A 19222-nucleotide genomic window follows, 5' to 3' on the forward strand; every position below is an offset into this window, starting at 1 on the left:
AATCACCTGGTTTGTTTAACGTGCACACTAAGTTACATTTCACACAAAAAGTGTTAATGTTAACTTTATTCTAAGAGGATGTTTGAAAATTCAAAAAAAGCTCAATTAACGATATTCTCTCAGTAGATAAAAACGCGACATAGTGACTTCAGCCATGTCTAAATCATACCTCGGCTTATGAATCCGATCAAGCAGGAGTTTAGTCCTCCATTCCTAGCCTCTCTACCAGAAAACGCGCACAGTGCCCCTAGTTTCTAACTATGGGGGTGTAGTGCGCTAGCGACTTTAGTCGCATTAGAACGATTGACTGGCTTTAGCCACAGTGATATAATACTCAAAGCGAGTAAAACAACCATTTATCCGCAGACTTGCAGCCGTGGGGCACACGGTCAAGATGCTTGCAGTTAGCGAAGCGGCGCGTTAGCGCGGGTAAATTCATTGGAATCCCCGTGAAGCAAGAATCACCCGGCTTCTAGCCGTGGGGAGTGTCAATAACTCTGACATTGGGGGCAAAAATGACTGGAACGCCCCCCTAATTTAATTCGCTCTATGGGAGTACCACAAACTCGACAGGGTTCGCCAGTGCGGTTATATACCCAAGCCACACCGCCATAATTACCGTTAACCCCTTGAACGTTGAGGAAATTACTAAAGGTTGTACCCCCAGCAGCAATACTGGTTTCTAATACTTGAATAATAGCTGTGTGTAAACGTTGAATTTGCTGTAACTGCAAATCCATACACAGAGTTACTGGTAAAATTCCACTTTTAAATAGTGCTTCGTCGGCGTAAATATTACCTAACCCCGCCACCACTGACTGATCTAATAGTGCTGTTTTAATAGGACGGCGGCGATTTTGTAATTTATCAGCGAAATACTCAAGGGTGAATTGCGTTGAAAAAGGGTCTACCGCTAGTTTCCCTAAACCGGTAATTATACTTTCTACTGCTACTCCTGGGGTAACACACCACATTTGACCGAAGGTGCGCTGGTCAACAAAGCGTAATTCTTGCTGGTTCTCAAAAAATAACCTCACTCTGGTGTGCTTGTGTAATGGTTCATCTTGATGTAACCATAATAGCTGACCGGTCATGCGGAGATGAACCCCTAACCAGGTAGTCTGGGGTGAGGGGGTGAGTTCCGCTAAAAGATATTTACCACGACGATGCCAAGCTGCGATCGCACTCCCTGTAATTTCCGAAATGAACTCATTTACAGAAAATGGGTAGGCAATGGTGCGGTGTAGCAACACATCCCCACCCGTAATTTTACGGTGCAGGGTAAATTGGTTTAGACCCCTGCGGATTGTTTCAACTTCAGGCAGTTCAGGCATTTAAGCTATATCGTTGACCTTTGAGGGTAGGCTGGAGAATGATACAGGATTTAAGCTATATCATTCTCCATCTCATCAAATTATTACCTTTATTGCTCCACCACTTACTTTTTAGCCTTAGCCTTTGGTGGTTCTACCTCAACTAATTCATCTAGGGCAAAGTTATTGGTATTGAGACCAGAGTAATTGACCTTATCAAACCGGACAATTGCTGAGTATTTAATGCCGCTTTGGTCAATAGAAGCCACTGTGCCTACATCCTGAAACCAGTAGGATTCGGGGCGGAGAATACGCACTTTAGAACCACGTTGAACCATAAGTATCTTCCCTTTTAATGATCGATAATATTAGGGCTAATTGATTTCACTTTACATTGTCAAGCTGTTTCCTAGAGGCTTTGTTAAGTTATTTATCTGAAATGGGGTTAAGTATTCCTCCATTTACAGCCCAAACCTGATAAGGTATCAGACCAGTCTTGACAAAAAGCCGAATAAGGGGTATTTTTTGGGCAAATATAAAGGATGCAATCAGATTTATGTTTTACTCAAAACAAATACACTACCCTCGTTACCTCTGCCAATGCGTAAATCATTATCTATATAGGTAATGTCTAACCAGCCTTGCTGTTGTTCGCTGTTCAAGGGAGTATCAATAGCCGTAAACTTTTTAGCGGCTTCAATTTGCTGGATAAAACCGGCGGGAGAACTATAATTGATTAAACGTTTCAAGCCCAGAATAGATCGCTCAAACTTAACTTGTACACGTCGCTCTGAAACTGGTTCAAATTTAGCAACTACACTTACCAATCCTTCAAGATAAGGTAGTCCATAAATTTCAGCTATGTTGTAAATAGTGCCAGTGCTGACCCGGATACACTGATAAATCTGTCCGAGCTTACATAAGGGTAAGCGATCCAGGTTTAAGAGAGCCTTACTAGTTGTATAAATTAGCCGCCAGTCACCATTAAGCAAATCCCCCGCATCTAGGGGGCGTGCCGTAGGATTGAAGTCTTCTAAATTGGCGATCGCTGCTAAGATTGCTTGTTTTTGTGCTTCACTGGCTAATAAACCGCGATTGGTACCGGCTATGGCATCCATGAGATTAGCTTTACCGAGCATAGTCTATAACCTCAAAAATCATCAGGATTGAAATACTTTCAGCCGATAGTATAGATTATGACATAATAGCCATGCAATTTTGGTGGTTCTTATAAGAGTACTCAATAAATTATTTCTGCCAGTTTACGGATTTATTAACTACGACTTGAATGGATAATTAAAATATCCCTTGGCAGTGATAGACTTCTTAATGTCTAGTTACATGATCTTTTTGTGTTTTAGTAGATATGCTGAACTCTCCCTTAAGTGAACAACCCCGGAACCAACGCGCCCCAGTAATTCCATTAAAGCAAGAATCTTCGATGTTGGACTGGTTACAAAGTCAAGGAAGGCTTGTAGCCCGGAGTGTTCAAGAAAACGATTATTCACAACCAGAGGAAGAAATATCAGATTTCTTGAGTTCAGAAGACGGAATAGACGATTATGATCTCGATGATGGTAGTGATCTGGGCGTAGACGAAGATTAGCCTAGTCAAACTGGGTAGTATTACCATAGCACGTCAGCCAAAAACTTCAAATCAAAAATCATTTATGTTTTTGTGAGATATTTATCTTTGTCTGTCCGTGCATTACTAGGTAATATCAATTTTATTAAGTGTGGAGTGAAGGAAATTTCTGTGGACGCTAAATTATCTCCTAACCAAGGGTCAAATATTTCGGGTATTGGTTTAGCTTTCGGTTTGGTTGTAGTCTTGAGTCTAGCAGCGTTGAGCCTAGATTGGCTAGGACAGAGAACGCCTTGGCAAACTATGTCACTGACATTACCATTGTTGGTCGGGGCGCTGAGTTCAGGCGCTATGGGCTTTTTGGTGATCCCCATGCTAAAAGCATTAAAAACTGGGCAAATTGTCCGGGACGATGGACCCCAAGCCCATTTGAGAAAAGCTGGTACACCCACGATGGGGGGTATATTCTTTGTGCCAGTCTCTGCAGCGATCGCCTGTATATTATCTAATTTTGCCACAGAAGTGCTTGCTGTCTGTGCCTTAACTCTCAGCTATGGATTTGTGGGTTGGCTGGACGACTGGCAAATTCTGCGCCGTAAATCAAATAAAGGGATATCACCCAAAATGAAACTGGCGTTGCAAATTGTATTTGCAGCCCTGTTTTGTCTGTGGCTGATGTTTAATCATAATTCTCAAATTACAAATATTGCTTTACCTTGGGTGAGCTTTGCACTACCTTTAGGATATTTATTCTGGCCTTTGGCTGGTTTTGTCCTAGTTGCAGAAAGTAATGCCACTAATTTAACTGATGGTATTGATGGTTTAGCAGCAGGAACAGTAGCCATCACTTTACTAGGTTTAGCTGCTATTATTGCCCCTACTTACCCGGGATTAATGGTTTTCTGCGCCGCATTAAGTGGCGGTTGTTTAGGTTTCTTAGCCCATAACTGTAACCCAGCAAGGGTATTTATGGGTGATACTGGTTCCTTAGCACTGGGAGGAGCTTTAGCATCTGTAGGGTTACTAACTAATAGTTTGGTAGCACTGTTTATTCTCAGTGGTATTTTCTTTGTAGAAACCCTTTCTGTCATCGCCCAGGTCAGTTATTACAAAGCTACCAAAGGTGCTGATGGCAAAGGAAAGCGTTTATTTAAAATGGCCCCCCTACATCATCACTTAGAATTAACCGGTTGGTCAGAATTACAAGTGGTTAGGGTATTTTATGCGATCGCTGGTATTTTGGCTGTTATTTGTTTAATGATGGCGCCTTTTTAAAATTTTACAACTTTTGAGAAAATCATTTAAAAAAATACAAACTCCCTATATTAGGGAGTTTTTTGGTGATAGGAATTACACCAGTTTCACATTCAACCTCCGTTTTGACACTCCCCACGGCTAGAAGCCGGGGGATTCTTGCTTCACGGGGATTCCAATGAATTTACCCGCGCTAACGCGCCGCTTCGCTAACTGCAAGCATCTTGACCGTGTGCCCCACGGCTGCAAGTTTGCGTGTAAATGGTTGTTTTACTCGCCTTGACCATTATATCACTGTGGCTAAAGCCAGTAAATCGTTCTAATGCGACTAAAGTCGCTAGCGCACATTGCCCCATAGTTAGAAACCAGGGGCACTGTGCGCGTTTTCTGGTAGGGTGCTTTCTACCAATTTAAGAGCGAACTTCATCAACAGAACCCCACCCTAACCCCTATCTGAGGGGTTAGGTATGTGAATAATATGTAACCCAGCAATAGCCCGTTGCCTCAGTCATGGATGAATTTAAACTTAAACTTATATGGGATATTCATTCAGCCTTATTGAATCCCAAATCGTTTTCTTGCGCATAGCGTTCCATGAAGCGCATAAAGCGATCCCATTCGGCTACGGACTTCATCAGATGAACTGCTTCTAAAGCTTCCGGTTTACCGTTGATAAATTTACCCTTAACTTCGCGGGTAATAATTTCTCCCTCTTCGTCAATCAAGTACATCCCGGTGATTTCCTCTGTGTTCCCTTGCTCTAAAATGCGCGGGTTGGTGAAAATAAATGTTGCTGTCCCACTATCACCACTGCGCGATCGGGTCAAGCGTACCTCTGGAACTACTTCCTCGTCAATTCCTCTGCAAAATTGGATTTTTGCCATGATGTCTGTATTGAAAGTTTTATAATGCCTAACTTTCCATTCTCTCATTTTTTGGGAGATGCTGAAAACAAGAATATTTTTAACTGTGTTATTAAAAGTACTTTTTTATACAAAATAAATAATAAGTATTCTTTTAACCTCATATCACCCCAAGACAAAAATTTTTCCCTGTCTTCTTTCTTGGATGAGGTTCTGTGTTTTCTTTAATCTTTACTCCTAGGCTAATTATGCTATATTAAACGGAGTCGTTATGAGTTTATTTAACCCCTATGACTAACCCGACTGTAGAAAATTTGGTAATTATTGGCTCTGGCCCAGCAGGATACACAGCTGCCATATATGCAGGACGAGCAAATTTAAAACCAGTAGTATTTGAAGGTTTTCAAGTAGGAGGGTTACCTGGTGGTCAATTGATGACAACAACTGAAGTAGAGAATTTTCCGGGGTTTCCCCAAGGTATTACCGGACCGGAACTAATGGATCAAATGAAGGCGCAAGCTGAACGGTGGGGGGCACAGTTATATACTGAGGATGTCATATCTGTGGATTTGACTCAACGTCCTTTTATTGTGCGATCGCACGAAAGGGAACTAAAAACCCATAGTGTAGTCATAGCGACTGGTGCTACAGCCAAGCGTTTAGGTTTACCTAGTGAACATCAGTTCTGGAGTCGGGGTATATCTGCTTGTGCAATTTGTGACGGTGCAACACCAATTTTTCGCGGTGCAGAATTAGCTGTGATTGGTGCGGGTGACTCGGCGGCCGAAGAGTCAATTTACCTGACTAAATACGGTTCCAAGGTCAATATGCTGGTGCGTTCTGATACAATGAGAGCATCAAAAGCCATGCAAGACCGGGTTTTAAGTAACCCCAAAATTGAAGTACATTGGCACACTGAAGCTGTGGACGTCTTCGGTAACGGTCAGATGGCGGGGATCAAAGTGCGCAATAATCAAACCGGTGAAGAAAGGGAAATTCACGCCAAAGGTTTATTTTACGCCATCGGTCATAGTCCCAATACTGCCTTATTTAAAGGACAATTAGAATTAGACGATGTGGGTTACATTGTCACTAAAAACGGTTCTGTAGAAACCAGCTTAGAAGGTGTATTTGCAGCTGGGGATGTGCAAGACCATGAGTTTCGCCAAGCAATTACCGCTGCTGGTAGTGGTTGTATGGCGGCTATGTTGGCAGAACGCTGGTTATCATCACGGAATTTAATTACAGAATTTCATCAGTCAGCTACAGTACAGGATGAATTACCACCCCAACCTACCCAGAAAACTGAAGCCCAAGAGGAGGCGGGATTCAATTTACAAGCTACACGCCATGAAGGTGGTTATGCCTTGAGAAAATTATTCCATGAAAGCGATCGCTTATTGGTCGTGAAATATGTCTCCCCTGGTTGTGGTCCTTGTCATACTCTCAAGCCGATATTAAATAAAGTCATAGATGAATTCACAGGTAAAATTCACTTTGTGGAAATTGACATTGACAAAGACCCTCAGATTGCAGAGAATGCTGGGGTAACTGGTACACCAACGATTCAGTTTTTTAAACATCAAGAATTATTGAAAGAAGTTAAAGGTGTCAAGCAAAAGAGTGATTATCGTCAAATAATTTCCAGTCATCTTTAGAGGATATTTGTCAAGTCATGATTAGTGTATCAACTATTGCTTGACCCCACCCTAACCCTCCCCTTGTAAGGGGAGGGGACTGGATTTTATTGTTTCGGTGTGTCCCCCATTCCCTATTCCCTATTCCCCATTCCCTGTTCCCTAAGATAAAAATTACCTGTTGAAAACTTATCAAACAACCTCTTAGAGGATATGAAACAGAAAAATCTGTATCCCAGGAGTTTCAAAGCCTCTATGATCGCAGTTGTGAAATCCTGCTTGATGCACGCGATCGCTCATGGCCATAATTAAACCTCAGTTACTGAAATTCATCCGTTTGGCTCGAAATTCCCACCTGTCCCAGAAACTAATGCTTATGGGCATAGTCATTACCCTATTTTTCCTCTTTTTAGCATTTTTTGCTCCCCTCTTAGAGGCTTGGGGATGGTTACAAAACCCTAGAGAATTCCTGGCTAACCCCATCCAAGAACCACCATCGGCTCAATATTGGTTTGGTACGAGTCGCTTGGGACATGATGTATTTTCGCGTACATTATTTGGCGCTCAAGCTGCACTAACAGTGGTGATTTTAGCCACGGCAATTAGTATGCTCATTGGTGTGCCTTTAGGGATGGTGAGTGGCTATCTGGGGGGAAAATTAGATCAGGTATTACTGTTTATCATGGATACTATCTACACATTACCAGGGCTACTACTGTCAGTCACACTGGCTTTTGTCGTAGGTAAAGGAATTTTCAATGCGGCGATCGCCATTAGTATTGCCTACATTCCCCAATATTATCGCGTAGTACGTAATCAGACTGTAAGTGTTAAAACGGAAGTATTTATTGAAGCAGCTGAAGCCCTTGGTGCTTCTACTTGGGTGGTACTATCGCGCTATCTATTTTTTAACGTCATTCCCAGCGTACCTGTATTATTTACCCTCAATGCCGCCGACGCAATTTTGGTATTAGGCGGTTTAGGCTTTTTGGGTCTAGGACTTCCCGCAGAAGTGCCAGAATGGGGACATGACTTAAGACAAGCCCTGGAAGCCCTACCCACAGGTATTTGGTGGACTACTCTCTTCCCCGGTTTAGCCATGACATTAATGGTAGTAGGGTTATCATTACTAGGTGAGGGGTTAAATGAGTTTGTCAATCCTGGATTACGGCGAGACAATAGAATGCGGAAATAATAACTGTTTCCTTGTCTAAATATTGTTGAAGTTATTACCGAGAGGTTAGAGTGAAAGATAATATTTCTTTAATTGCCGCTGCTACTGGTGGGTTTATGCTATCTCTCGCTTTGTGTGGGTTATTACGTGGTACACCAATGACAGCTTGGAACAAACTAGGGAGTTCTGATTCAGTCATGGTCACTAGTTCACCTATAGCCTCCTTGGAAAACAGTAAAACAGGGATTTTTTTACCGGATAACACCCAAAAAAGCTAAATTATATTTTTTCAGGTGGTTAATTCACAATTAATTGGGGTTGATGTGGGGGGAACAGCTATTAAGCTGGGACGATTCAACCCTGATGGTACTTGCTTAAAATCTTTGACTGTAGCCACCCCCCAACCATCAATACCAGAAGCTGTTTTAGCTGTAATTGTAGATGCGATCGCTCAAGTTGACCCCTATAATCAAGCTATTGCCATTGGTGTGGGTACTCCTGGCCCAGCTGATAAAAGCGGACGCATTGCCCAAATTGCCATCAACTTACCAGGATGGCAAAATGTGCCTCTAGCTGACTGGTTAGAGGACAAAACAGGTAAACCCACTGTGATCGCTAACGATGCTAACTGTGCGGGCTTGGCAGAAGCTTGGTTAGGCGCTGGTCGCAACTTTCACAATCTAATTTTATTGACCTTGGGAACTGGGGTGGGTGGTGCAATTATTTTCAATGGCAAACTGTTTGTAGGTCATGAAGGCGCTGCTGGGGAACTGGGTTTGATTACCTTAAACCCCGATGGGCCTATGTGTAAGAGTGGTAATTCCGGTTCTTTAGAACAGTATGTTTCAGCTACGGCAATTCGTCGCCTTACCGGACAGGAACCATGGCAATTAGGCGCATTGGCGGCAGCGGGAGATAAATCTGCCTTGACTTTCTGGCAAGAATATGGTAATTGTTTGGGTATAGGTCTAGCTAGTTTAGTTTACGTTTTAACACCTCAAGCAGTGATTATTGGTGGTGGCGTTAGTGCTAGTTTTCAGTTTTTTTACCCGGCACTTAAGGCAGAAATTGAAAGGCGAGTCATGGCCATATCTCGCTCTGGATTACAAATTTTACCAGCACAACTGGGCAACTCGGCGGGGATGGTGGGCGCTGCAAAGTTGGCATCCTTGCTTGTTGGGAACGGGAATTAGAATTACAGCAGGTTATGAGTATATAAATAAATGCTGTGAATAAGCAGATACCCGAGATTTTCTCGGGTATCTATGTAGCTAATCTTTTTATGTTTAATAATGTCAACCTATTGATTTAGGTTGACACTTGTCTGGGTATTAACAAGACTTTGAGAATATTCTCAAGAAACCTGTACAGGTGTTGGTAAGTTGGACAAGGTATGAGTCCTGTTGATAGCAGCTTCCATAAATCCTTTGAATAAAGGGTGAGGAGTGTTAGGACGGGAATGAAACTCGGGATGAAATTGACAGGCTAAGAAGAAGGGATGTTGAGGAAATTCCACAATTTCTACTAAGCGTCCATCGGGGGAAGTTCCACTGATGACATACCCAGATTCTAAAAACATCTGACGATAAGTATTATTAAACTCATAGCGATGTCGGTGGCGCTCGTCAACTACTTCTTGTTGATAAAGACTAGCAGCTAGAGTATTAGGGAGCAAATGACAAGGATAGAGTCCCAGTCGCATGGTTCCCCCCAGGTCAATTACATCCTCTTGTTCTGGTAACAAGTTAATGACTGGATACTTAGTATGTGGGTCAAATTCGGCGCTGTTAGCACCCGTTAATCCTTGTACGTTTCTCCCCCACTCAATTACGGAACACTGCATTCCTAAGCATAAACCTAAAAAGGGTATTTGGCGATCGCGAGCGTATTGAATAGCTGCAATTTTACCATCTACCCCCCGGATACCAAAACCACCCGGGACTAGAATACCATCCACACCTGCTAAATGAGTTTCCGGCGATTGGGTTTCTAAATCTTCCGAGTTCACCCATCGCAAGCGCAAATCGCCATATGTAGCAATAGCGGCATGACGCAGAGCCTCTACTACGGAGAGATACGCATCACTTAAGCGCACATATTTTCCTACAATGGCAATTTCCACAGTGTGCTGAGGACTGTATAAGCGTTCTACCATTGTTTGCCACTGTACCAAATTTGGTGGGCGCTGTTCCATTTGCAACAACGCTAATACTTGTTCTGCTAATCCTTCCTGTTCTACAATTAGCGGTACTTCATAAATACTCCCCGCATCTTGGGCAGTAATGACGCATTCTTCTGGAACATCGCAAAATTCTGACAACTTGCGTTTTAATCCCACAGGTAACGGGCGATCGCAGCGACAAACTAAAATATCTGGTTGAATGCCAATTGATCTTAATTCCTTCACAGAATGCTGTGTGGGCTTGGTTTTCATTTCCCCAGCCGAAGGTATCCACGGTACCAGGGTAACGTGCATATACAACACATTTTGCCGTCCCACTTCCTTGCGTAACTGGCGAATAGCTTCCAAAAATGGCAGTGATTCAATATCACCCACAGTCCCACCTATTTCCGTAATTAATACTGATGGATTAGTAGCTTCAGCCACAGTCAGAATCCGCTCTTTAATTTCATTGGTGATGTGGGGTATAACCTGTACAGTACCGCCATGATAGTCTCCCCGCCGCTCTTTATTAATTACTGCTTGGTAAATTAAACCAGTAGTAACACTGTTTAACCGCGACATAGAAGTATCAGTAAAGCGCTCATAATGTCCCAAGTCTAAATCTGTTTCCGCACCATCCTCGGTAACAAAAACTTCCCCATGCTGAAAAGGACTCATAGTACCCGGGTCAATATTAATATAAGGGTCGAGTTTCAAAATCGACACGGAATAATCTCGCGATTTGAGTAAACGGCCCAGACTTGCTGCTACAATGCCCTTACCAATACTGGAAACTACACCTCCAGTTACAAAGATAAACTTAGTCATAAGTTAGTAGTTAGAATTTTTAGCAACTTCTCAAAAAACATCCCGTCATTGTGCCACATTTGCTGTGGTGAAATATTTCGTGCTGTTGTCGTGAAAAAACTTCTAGGTTTAGTAATATTAGGGTTTATAGTTACCTCCTCTGTAGTCGCATTGGCCCGACCATCAGTATTAGTTGTTTATCCCCCAAACAACCACCAAACAAAGTCCGACAAAATCTTTTTCATTGGAACCGCGCCACCAGATGGAAAGGTTCTCATCAATGGTAAGGCAATTAACCGCAGTCAAGCCGGCCATTTTGCGCCGAGTTTCCCTTTGCAGTTAGGAGAAAATCTCTTTACTGTCAGTCACCAGAATCAGCAACTAGAAATTAAAGTTACAAGACTGGCGACGGTAGCCCAGTTACCTCAAGGATTAGCCTTTGCTAAAGATTCTCTGATTCCCGCATCTGACATTGCCAGACTACCGGGAGAATTAATTTGTTTTACCGCCATTGCACCCCCTAACGCCAGTGTATCTGTCAATCTGGCAAATCAAACTATTGTTCTTGCACCCCAACCCCAGCAGGTAAGACTACCAAGTAATTTAGCAGTACTTACAGGAAATAACCAGCCGGCGCTGCTGTTGATACCGGGAAAGTATGAGGGTTGCACTACATTTCCCCAAGCTGTAGGGTTTACCGTAGATTTGGGTAAACCAGAATTTCAACTAACACTCAACGGCGAGACCATAAGTCAAACAGGAACTGGCAAAATTCAAATCCTCTCACCGGTAAACTTACAAGTTGCCGAGGTAGTAGTAGATGCAGGGGTAGCGCGGACTGGTCCGGGTACTGATTATTCCCGACTCACTCCCCTCCCCAAAGGTACACAAGCATCAATTACAGGCCGTGAAGGTGAATGGTTACGCCTTGACTATGGCGGTTGGATTCATAGCAGGGAGACTCGTGTTTTACCAGGTGCAATTCCGCCACGCACAACGATTCGCAGTGTCGGATATCGCCGGCTTCCTAGTGCCACAGAGATAGTTTTCCCCCTACAGGTTCCTGTACCCTTGAGGGTGGAACACAGCGATGGTCATTTCACTATCACACTTTACAATACTACCGCCCAAACCGACATAATTCGTTTAGATGATGACCCTGTAATTTCTCGTCTGGATTGGCAGCAGGTAGCTCCAGAACAGGTTAAATACGCTTTTAACCTCAAAAAAAGTCAACTGTGGGGGTATAAGCTCAGATACGACAATAGCACCCTGATTTTAAGTTTGCCTCATCCGCCGGCAATGACAGGAAAAAAACGCAAACCCCTATCTGATATCAAGATTTTACTCGATCCCGGACATGGTGGCAAAGAATCCGGTGCCGTGGGTCCAACTGGATATACAGAAAAAGAGGTTAATTTAGTTGTCTCCCAATTATTACGGGATGAATTAGTAAAATTAGGGGCTACTGTTGTAATGACTAGGGATAGTGATATTGAAGTTTCTCTGGGCGATCGCATGGCTATGATACATCGAGAAGAACCAGCCATTGCCCTTTCCATACATTACAATGCCTTACCCGATAGTGGTGACGCTGAAAACACCAAGGGAATCGGCACTTTTTGGTATCATCCCCAAAGCCACAGCCTAGCTGTATTCCTGCACAATTATTTAGTCAAAAAGCTCAATAGACCCTCCTATGGTGTGTTCTGGAATAATCTAGCCCTCACACGCCCCACAGCTGCGCCATCAGTGTTATTGGAATTAGGTTTTATGATTAATCCCCAAGAGTTTGAATGGTTAACAAATCCCCAAGAACAGAAAAAATTATCAAAAGCCTTAGCTCAGGGAATTGTAGAGTGGTTTAAAAGTAGGGTGGGTTAGACGGCGATCAATTATATTTTCTTGAAAAGGTTTGTACCGTTGTAATATAAATTTACAAAAGTTTTTGGCTGTATGGTGTTGTTGAACCATTGAGTGGATAGCATTTTTGCTTGGAATATCCAAAGCTTTGTGGAGAACATTTTCAACAATTTTTTAGATGCGCTTTCATCTCAACTCGCAGAAGATATTGCACTCCTTCAAATTGACCAAGCCGCAGCACATTTTACCTCTCAATTGAAGTGGCCTGAAAATATTATTCCCCTGTGTCAACCAGCCCATTATTGTCCACAACTTAACCCCATTGAAAGATTTTGGTTGTTTCTCAAATCTCAAATCAAAGGACAAGTTTTCAACACACTTGATTAACTTTGCGCTCGCCTCAACGAACTTCTCAGTCAAATCACATCGGAACGTGTTATTTCCTTGACTTCTTACGATTTTATTCTCGAAGCTCTTTTTTATGCAGCTTCAATGTAAATTGATATAACCCACCAAAACATTTTAATCATGCGATCGCTTTTAGGATTAATCATTCTTGGTTCCTTCACAACTCCCAGCCTAGCTTGGGCGCAAGAAAACACGCTGAAAATAGTTTATCCGCCAGTAAATCACCAAACTAATACAGATAAAATATTTCTTCTGGGAACCGCACCACCAACAGGACAAGTTTTAATTAATAATCAACCCATTAAGCGCAGTAAATCTGGACATTTCGCCCCTAGCTTTCCCTTGGAGGTGGGAGAAAATCGGTTTACTGTGACTTACGACAATCAACAACTGCAAATACAGGTAACTAGAGTTGATAATCAGCCCAAAATCCCCCAAGGATTAGCCTTTGGAGAAAATACCCTTACGCCCCAAGTTGATATTTATCGACTACCAGGAGAAGAAATTTGTTTTAGTGCGATGGCTTCGCCCGCCGTAGGCATCGCCTCTCCTAATGCTAATGTAAGCGTAAGATTGGGAGAGCAAACTGTTAAGCTATCACCGCAACTAAAACAAATATCTCTACCCAGTAATTCAGCCATATATATAGATGGTAAAAATCAACCCATCACTCAAATTATCCCAGGGAAATATCAGGGATGTACAAAATTAGGAATATTACCAGATGGAAAAAAACCAGAATATCAATTAACTCTCAATAGCGAGACAACAACTCAAGTCAGTTCTGGTAAGATTCAAACCCTTTTACCAGCCAAACTTCCAATAGTAGAAATCATAGCTGAGGCTGGTGTGGCGCGGACAGGCCCCAGTACCACTTATTCACGGTTAACGCCTTTACCCCAAGGTGTGAGAGCATCTGTTACAGGTAAAGAAGGTGATTGGTTGCGTTTAGACTATGGAGGTTGGATTCATAGTCAAGAAACTCGGATGATTCCAGGTGCAATTCCACCACACTCGATGATTCGCAGTATAATTTCGCGGGAATTACCGAAAACAACAGAAATAGTCTTTCCTTTGCAAGTTCCTGTCCCTGTTACTGTAAAACAGGGGGATAAAACTCTTACCCTGACTTTACATAACACCACTGCCCAAACAGACACAATTCGCCTAAATGATAACCCTTTAATTTCTCGTCTAGATTGGCAGCAAATAGCTCCTGGCAAGGTGCAATATACTTTTAACCTCAAAACAAATCAACAGTGGGGATATAACCTGCAATACCGAGATACAAGCTTAGTTTTAAGTTTGCGTCATCCTCCGGTTCTTCCCCGCAGACAAACACAACCTTTATCTGGGGTAAAAATTCTGCTGAACGCCGGACATGGTGGGGAAGAATTAGGCGCAGCAGGACCAACAGGTTATTTAGCGAAAGATTTAAATTTGGTAGTGACAAAACTGTTGCGGGATGAATTGCGGCGACGAGGTGCAACAGTGGTAATGGCTAGAGAAGATGACCGGGATTTGTCTTTGGTGGAACGTCAGAAAATGATAGAGGATAGGAGTTACGCATTGACAGAATAACAAAATAGTGAATTGATAAATATAGGTCGTCTACTTGCTAGGTATCAGACAATTAGAAAAATCACGAAACCATCCACAGCGCAATGCAATCTAGACCTATACACCTTATTTTTACTGTCAGAGCCAAAGTTTGGGGGGTGCAGTAGGTTAGCAGAGATATTAGGAGACGTTTCACATGATAGTGTGAATCGCTTTTTATTGAGAGAGCGATATGAACCGAAAGATTTATTCAACATTATAGAAAAAGTTATTAACTTGGTAGGAGGAATACTAAGTGTAGATGATACAGTGATAGAAAAGATTTACAGCGACCCCAAAAATGCTGAATTAATCGGTTATTTTTGGTCAGGTAAAGCCCATAAAACAATTATTGGCTTAAATTTAATCACTCTATATTACAGTGATATTCATGGTAATTCAGTGCCAATAAATTACAGAATATATGATAAAAAGGAGGGAAAAACAAAAAACGATTATTTTAGAGAAATGGTAAGTGAAATAATAAGCTGGGGAGTCAAACCCAGAATTGTAACAGGTGATAGTTGGTATTCAGGAGTAGAAAATTTGAAATTCCTAAAAAACCAGAAATTGGGTTTTCTCTTCGGAATTGAAAAAAATAGAACTGTTTCAAATGAGCCACACAAGTATTGTCAAGTAAGCACTCTGGCTATTCCCGAAGAAGGATTAAGGACTCATCTGAAAGAATTTGGATTTATAAAGTTGTTGAGGAAAGACTTTAAAAAAGAAGACTCTAGACACTATATTTTGTATCTTCCAGATGAGGAAAGAATCGAGGATATAACTAGAAATGAATTTATGACAATTCATGATACTCATTGGGGAATTGAAACCTTTCATCGAGCCATAAAACAAGTATGTGGAATTTGTCGGTTCATGGTTAGGGATACTCATGCAATTAAGACTCACATCTTTTGTTCACTTCAAGCTTTTGTTAAGTTGGAGTTTATGCGCTCTGAAAAAATAATTAGCAATTGGTATGAAATACAACGGAATCTGTTTACTTTAGTTGTACGTGAGCATATTTTTGCTAATCTTAATAGCGATCGCATGATCTAGATATCATAGATCATATTTTTTGTCAATGCGTAAGTCCTAGAGGAAAATGAACCTGCGATGGCACTGACTTTTCATTATCGATTTTTGGCTGATGATGGTGATGCGGAAAATACTAAGGGAGTTAGTAGTTATTGGTATCATCCCCAAGCGCACAGTTTAGCTGTGTTACTGCAAAATCGGTTAGTGCAAAATTTGGGTAGGTCTTCTTTTGGGGTGTATTGGAATAATTTAGCGCTAACACGTCCCCATTCTGCGCCATCGGTTTTATTGGAGTTGGGTTTTATGAGTAACCCTGATGATTTTGAGTTGGCGATGGATGTTCAGGAACAAAGGAGGTTAGCGAGGGTTTTGGCTGAGGGTGTTGTGGAGTGGTTTAAGAAATGATTTTTATCACGCAAAGGCGCAAAGTCGCACAGAGAAAGAGGAGTTGGGATTTTAGGGTGGTTCATCATTCAAAAAATCTGGATTATTCATAATTCCGTAATTTTACGTATTTAATTTAGCTTGTTTGTTTAAAATCAAGCGAGTGTAAATGTAATGTCAAGTCAAGCAGACTCTCAAAATCTCTGCTACTGTGCGTGAAATAAACCCCCAAACCAGTATAAAATTAGAAAATGTATAGCGATCGCAACTAACCCGAAACTGATATGCTTTACAGACATGGTGACTGACTTGACGCATTGAACAATAATGTCTTGTTCATGTGGTAACTATCGGTGAGCTTCTTTTTTGATTCTATGCCATTGGCTGCTGAAATTTGTCCGTTTACCTTGTTGCCAACCGTGCAGAAGCGGCATAGTAAATAAACCCCAAACCAAACCCGTAATTAACCCAAACGGTGTAACTAAATAATTGTTAAAATCCCACAACCCAAAAACCTGGGCCGCTAATTCCAAGGGGTAAGCCATCATCAACACACTGGCTAAGGCTGCACCATTCCAGCCGTATTGACTTAACCAGTAAAAACCTTTACCACCGGTTACCCCATACAACAAGCGAGTCACTAGCAACCCCGTCACAGTACCATAGCAGCGCATACACACAGCCATAATAAACGGGGGTGCTAAGTCTAGTCCCATATGAGGTTGCGGACAGACATGATTACCCATGAAGTAAATAATATCCGCAATCCAACTTAGCAAAGACACATCAGACGCAGCCAAGAAAGGAGCAAGAGGAGGACCAAAAACCATCCCCACCAACAGGAAATCAGCAATAAAACCGACCCAATTAATCTGTACATCTTGCTGATAGCGATAGCGTGGCCTTAGCCATAAAACTACTCTAGTCATCTTCTTCTTTGCGCCTTTGCGCCTTTGCCTGCAACATTTCTTAACCTACACTAGCCACATAGGGACTTGTCAACTTATCCAACTGCTGAATTAACAGACTCAGGAATAAACCTACATCTGTCACCACACCTACTGATTCTACAGAACCGCGATCGCTTAATTTAGTGACTACAGCTGGATTAATATCTACACACACCATTTTCACCCCAGCCGGAGTCATATTTCCCACCCCAATAGAGTGCAGCATACTAGATAGCATTAAAACCATCTCCGCTCCTTGAATCAGTTGGGCGTATTCCTCCTGGGCTTTAATCAAATTCATTTGGGTATCAGGTAAAGGTCCATCATCCCGAATGGAACCAGCTAGGCTGAAAGGTACGTTATTCGTGATACACTCATACATGACACCACTGGGAATCACTCCAGCTGCTACAGCCTTGGCAATGCTACCATAACGGCGGATAGTGTTAATTACCTTCAGGTGATGGCGATGTCCCCCCCGGACGGCAACCCCTCGTTTCATGTCTACACCCAGGGAAGTCCCCATCATATTTTGCTCCATGTCGTGGACTGCGATCGCATTCCCCCCTAAGAGCGCCTGTACATATCCTTCCCGAATTAACCGCGCTAAGTGTTCACCGCCCCCTGTGTGAATCACTACTGGGCCTGCCGTCACAACTACTTTACCACCAGCATCCCTAATTTTACGTAACTCCCAGGCTACTTGCTCCACCACTAATTCTACACGTCTTTCGCTGGAAACCCCCGAAGACATAAAGGTAAATTCTTGAGCATGACGCTGTTCCCGTGATTCGTTTTTGCGGATGCTACGGATACCTTGCACATCTACAACTACCCTATCACCCACCTCTAGATTACGTAATATTTTACACTGAGCCACCAAACCGTTGGCAGTTTGAGTAATGGCGATCGCTCCATCCATGCGCTGATTCTGGACTTTGATCCACTCACCATTAATCCGTACTTCCGTCGGATAAATAGTACTAACGTAGAAATCATCAGGAGCCACACCGGCTTGAACTACAGGGACCAGTTTAGCATCCCGTTCATCTTGGGGTAAATCCACAGCCCCCAAATCAATTAACCCAGAGATGATTTCTTCCATTACCTCATGGGAAGGTGCAGAAACTTTCACCTCAGCAGCTGATGTACTCTGGCGTTGTTCTCCCAAGCTGAACTTCATCACTTGAAAGCTACCACCACCATCTACAATCAAATCTAGGGCCTGGTTAATCACACCAGAGTCGAGTAAGTGTCCTTCCAAGCGAATAATCCGGCTTTCTACAGAAACATTGGCATGAATATTAATATCTATTGGCTCGGTTACACGTAGAGTCAGACACTTAGCAGCACCACCAGCTTTGAGAAATTCTGTGAGTGGAGTTTCAATAACTCGGAATCCTGCATCTGTTAAACTTGCTTTTAAAGCATTGCTGGCTTTATTCATAATCACAATGCTGTCTACATTCACCGCATTACAGGCAAAATTGACAGCATCCGGTTCAGTAATTGCTATGCGTTTTTCTGGTGCAACCCGCATCTCGATTAAGCGGTTAGAATAGGCATCAAAAGCGCCAGGATAATATAATAAATAGCCGTTAGCTAAAGGACAAAAGCAAGTATCTAAGTGATAGAAGCGCTCATCAGTTAAACGCAGGGATAACACCTCAATATCTAGCCATTTAGCTAAATACGGGTGAGAATCTAATTCAGAACGAAAACCATATCCTGCCCATAACCAACGTCCTTCCCTATCTAACAGTGCATCACCAGCACCTTCAAAAGGTAAGTCTTTAGGGAGTAAATGAACTGTATAACCGTTTTCTTCAAACCAAGTTTTAAAGAAAGGTTCTTCCCCTTGACGTTCTTTGTGCAGAAATCGACTCAGGACGACGTTTTCCCCCAAGACTAACCCAGCATTGGCGGTAAATACCATGTCGGGCCAACCTATTTGGGGCGTTACTAAATCTACGATAGCGTGTTGTTTAAGGATGTTATAGAGTTTGTGCCACTGTTCCACAGCGCGATCGCGCGAAGACTTATGAATATTCCCTTCCATCCAGGGATTAATCACATAGTCTACATCATAGTGGTCAGGGGCACACATCAAGAAACGAATCGGAGAAGTCATAGAAATATTACCAGTGTTGAGATCCTACAAGCCTACTTCAAAGATAGTTTTT

General features: G+C 42.4%; 16 protein-coding genes and 2 pseudogenes. 11 read left to right on the forward strand and 7 right to left on the reverse strand.

Annotation, left to right across the window (positions count from 1 at the left end; translation table 11 throughout):
- Nucleotides 1–488 precede the first annotated feature (488 nt).
- The 3 genes from IM676_RS00895 to IM676_RS00905 all read right to left on the reverse strand — a co-directional run bounded on the left by IM676_RS00895 (nt 489) and on the right by IM676_RS00905 (nt 2452).
- On the reverse strand, nt 489–1334 hold the full coding sequence (locus IM676_RS00895; RefSeq protein WP_200988565.1) for a DNA-formamidopyrimidine glycosylase: 846 nt from the start codon (nt 1332–1334) through the stop codon (nt 489–491).
- 104 nt (nt 1335–1438) lie between these two features.
- Entirely contained in the window at nt 1439–1651 is a 213-nt protein-coding gene (locus tag IM676_RS00900) for a photosystem I reaction center subunit IV (RefSeq protein WP_200988566.1), read from the reverse strand.
- 216 nt (nt 1652–1867) lie between these two features.
- On the reverse strand, nt 1868–2452 hold the full coding sequence (locus IM676_RS00905; RefSeq protein ID WP_200988567.1) for a PAP/fibrillin family protein: 585 nt from the start codon (nt 2450–2452) through the stop codon (nt 1868–1870).
- A gap of 227 nt (nt 2453–2679) precedes the next feature.
- Between IM676_RS00905 and IM676_RS00910 the strand changes: the two genes are divergently transcribed.
- Complete coding sequence (locus IM676_RS00910) at nt 2680–2919, forward strand: DUF3134 domain-containing protein (RefSeq protein ID WP_200988568.1); 240 nt, start codon at nt 2680–2682, stop codon at nt 2917–2919.
- Between the two features lie 150 nt (nt 2920–3069).
- Nucleotides 3070–4173: a phospho-N-acetylmuramoyl-pentapeptide-transferase gene (gene mraY, locus IM676_RS00915; protein ID WP_200988569.1), complete on the forward strand. Its 1104-nt coding sequence runs from the start codon at nt 3070–3072 to the stop codon at nt 4171–4173.
- Between the two features lie 524 nt (nt 4174–4697).
- Here the strand turns inward: mraY and psb28 are convergent.
- Nucleotides 4698–5036 (reverse strand): photosystem II reaction center protein Psb28, encoded by a 339-nt coding sequence (gene psb28, locus IM676_RS00920; RefSeq protein ID WP_200988570.1) that lies wholly within the window; start codon nt 5034–5036, stop codon nt 4698–4700.
- A gap of 269 nt (nt 5037–5305) precedes the next feature.
- Between psb28 and trxB the strand changes: the two genes are divergently transcribed.
- From trxB to IM676_RS00940, 4 genes are all read left to right on the forward strand, one after another.
- Nucleotides 5306–6673: a thioredoxin-disulfide reductase gene (gene trxB / locus IM676_RS00925; RefSeq protein ID WP_200988571.1), complete on the forward strand. Its 1368-nt coding sequence runs from the start codon at nt 5306–5308 to the stop codon at nt 6671–6673.
- Between the two features lie 277 nt (nt 6674–6950).
- Nucleotides 6951–7847: an ABC transporter permease gene (locus IM676_RS00930; RefSeq protein ID WP_200988572.1), complete on the forward strand. Its 897-nt coding sequence runs from the start codon at nt 6951–6953 to the stop codon at nt 7845–7847.
- A gap of 50 nt (nt 7848–7897) precedes the next feature.
- Nucleotides 7898–8104 (forward strand): hypothetical protein, encoded by a 207-nt coding sequence (locus tag IM676_RS00935; protein WP_200988573.1) that lies wholly within the window; start codon nt 7898–7900, stop codon nt 8102–8104.
- A 15-nt stretch (nt 8105–8119) separates the two neighbouring features.
- The gene (locus IM676_RS00940; RefSeq protein WP_200988574.1) at nt 8120–9019 is read left to right on the forward strand and encodes an ROK family protein; all 900 of its coding nucleotides are present in this window, start codon (nt 8120–8122) and stop codon (nt 9017–9019) included.
- Between the two features lie 161 nt (nt 9020–9180).
- On the opposite strand, the gene IM676_RS00945 is transcribed toward IM676_RS00940, so the two are convergent.
- Complete coding sequence (locus IM676_RS00945) at nt 9181–10818, reverse strand: CTP synthase (RefSeq protein ID WP_200988575.1); 1638 nt, start codon at nt 10816–10818, stop codon at nt 9181–9183.
- Nucleotides 10819–10908: 90 nt separating this feature from the next.
- Between IM676_RS00945 and IM676_RS00950 the strand changes: the two genes are divergently transcribed.
- The 5 genes and pseudogenes from IM676_RS00950 to IM676_RS00970 form a co-directional block, all read left to right on the forward strand.
- The gene (locus IM676_RS00950) at nt 10909–12681 is read left to right on the forward strand and encodes an N-acetylmuramoyl-L-alanine amidase (RefSeq protein ID WP_200988576.1); all 1773 of its coding nucleotides are present in this window, start codon (nt 10909–10911) and stop codon (nt 12679–12681) included.
- Nucleotides 12682–12774: 93 nt separating this feature from the next.
- Nucleotides 12775–13047 (forward strand): transposase, encoded by a 273-nt coding sequence (locus tag IM676_RS00955; RefSeq protein WP_200988577.1) that lies wholly within the window; start codon nt 12775–12777, stop codon nt 13045–13047.
- A gap of 141 nt (nt 13048–13188) precedes the next feature.
- Nucleotides 13189–14640: pseudogene (locus IM676_RS00960) on the forward strand (N-acetylmuramoyl-L-alanine amidase); the annotation flags it as partial.
- Between the two features lie 60 nt (nt 14641–14700).
- Entirely contained in the window at nt 14701–15726 is a 1026-nt protein-coding gene (locus tag IM676_RS00965; protein WP_200990024.1) for an IS701 family transposase, read from the forward strand.
- A 54-nt stretch (nt 15727–15780) separates the two neighbouring features.
- Nucleotides 15781–16110: pseudogene (locus IM676_RS00970) on the forward strand (N-acetylmuramoyl-L-alanine amidase family protein); the annotation flags it as partial.
- 326 nt (nt 16111–16436) lie between these two features.
- Here IM676_RS00970 and IM676_RS00975 read toward each other — a convergent pair.
- On the reverse strand, nt 16437–17018 hold the full coding sequence (locus IM676_RS00975) for a DUF2085 domain-containing protein (protein ID WP_200988580.1): 582 nt from the start codon (nt 17016–17018) through the stop codon (nt 16437–16439).
- Nucleotides 17019–17058: 40 nt separating this feature from the next.
- The gene (argZ, locus tag IM676_RS00980; RefSeq protein ID WP_200988581.1) at nt 17059–19170 is read right to left on the reverse strand and encodes a bifunctional arginine dihydrolase/ornithine cyclodeaminase; all 2112 of its coding nucleotides are present in this window, start codon (nt 19168–19170) and stop codon (nt 17059–17061) included.
- Between the last annotated feature and the right edge of the window lie 52 nt (nt 19171–19222).

The organism is Anabaenopsis elenkinii CCIBt3563, from assembly GCF_015245355.1.
In the GTDB taxonomy this organism is placed as follows: Bacteria; Cyanobacteriota; Cyanobacteriia; order Cyanobacteriales; family Nostocaceae; genus Anabaenopsis; species Anabaenopsis elenkinii.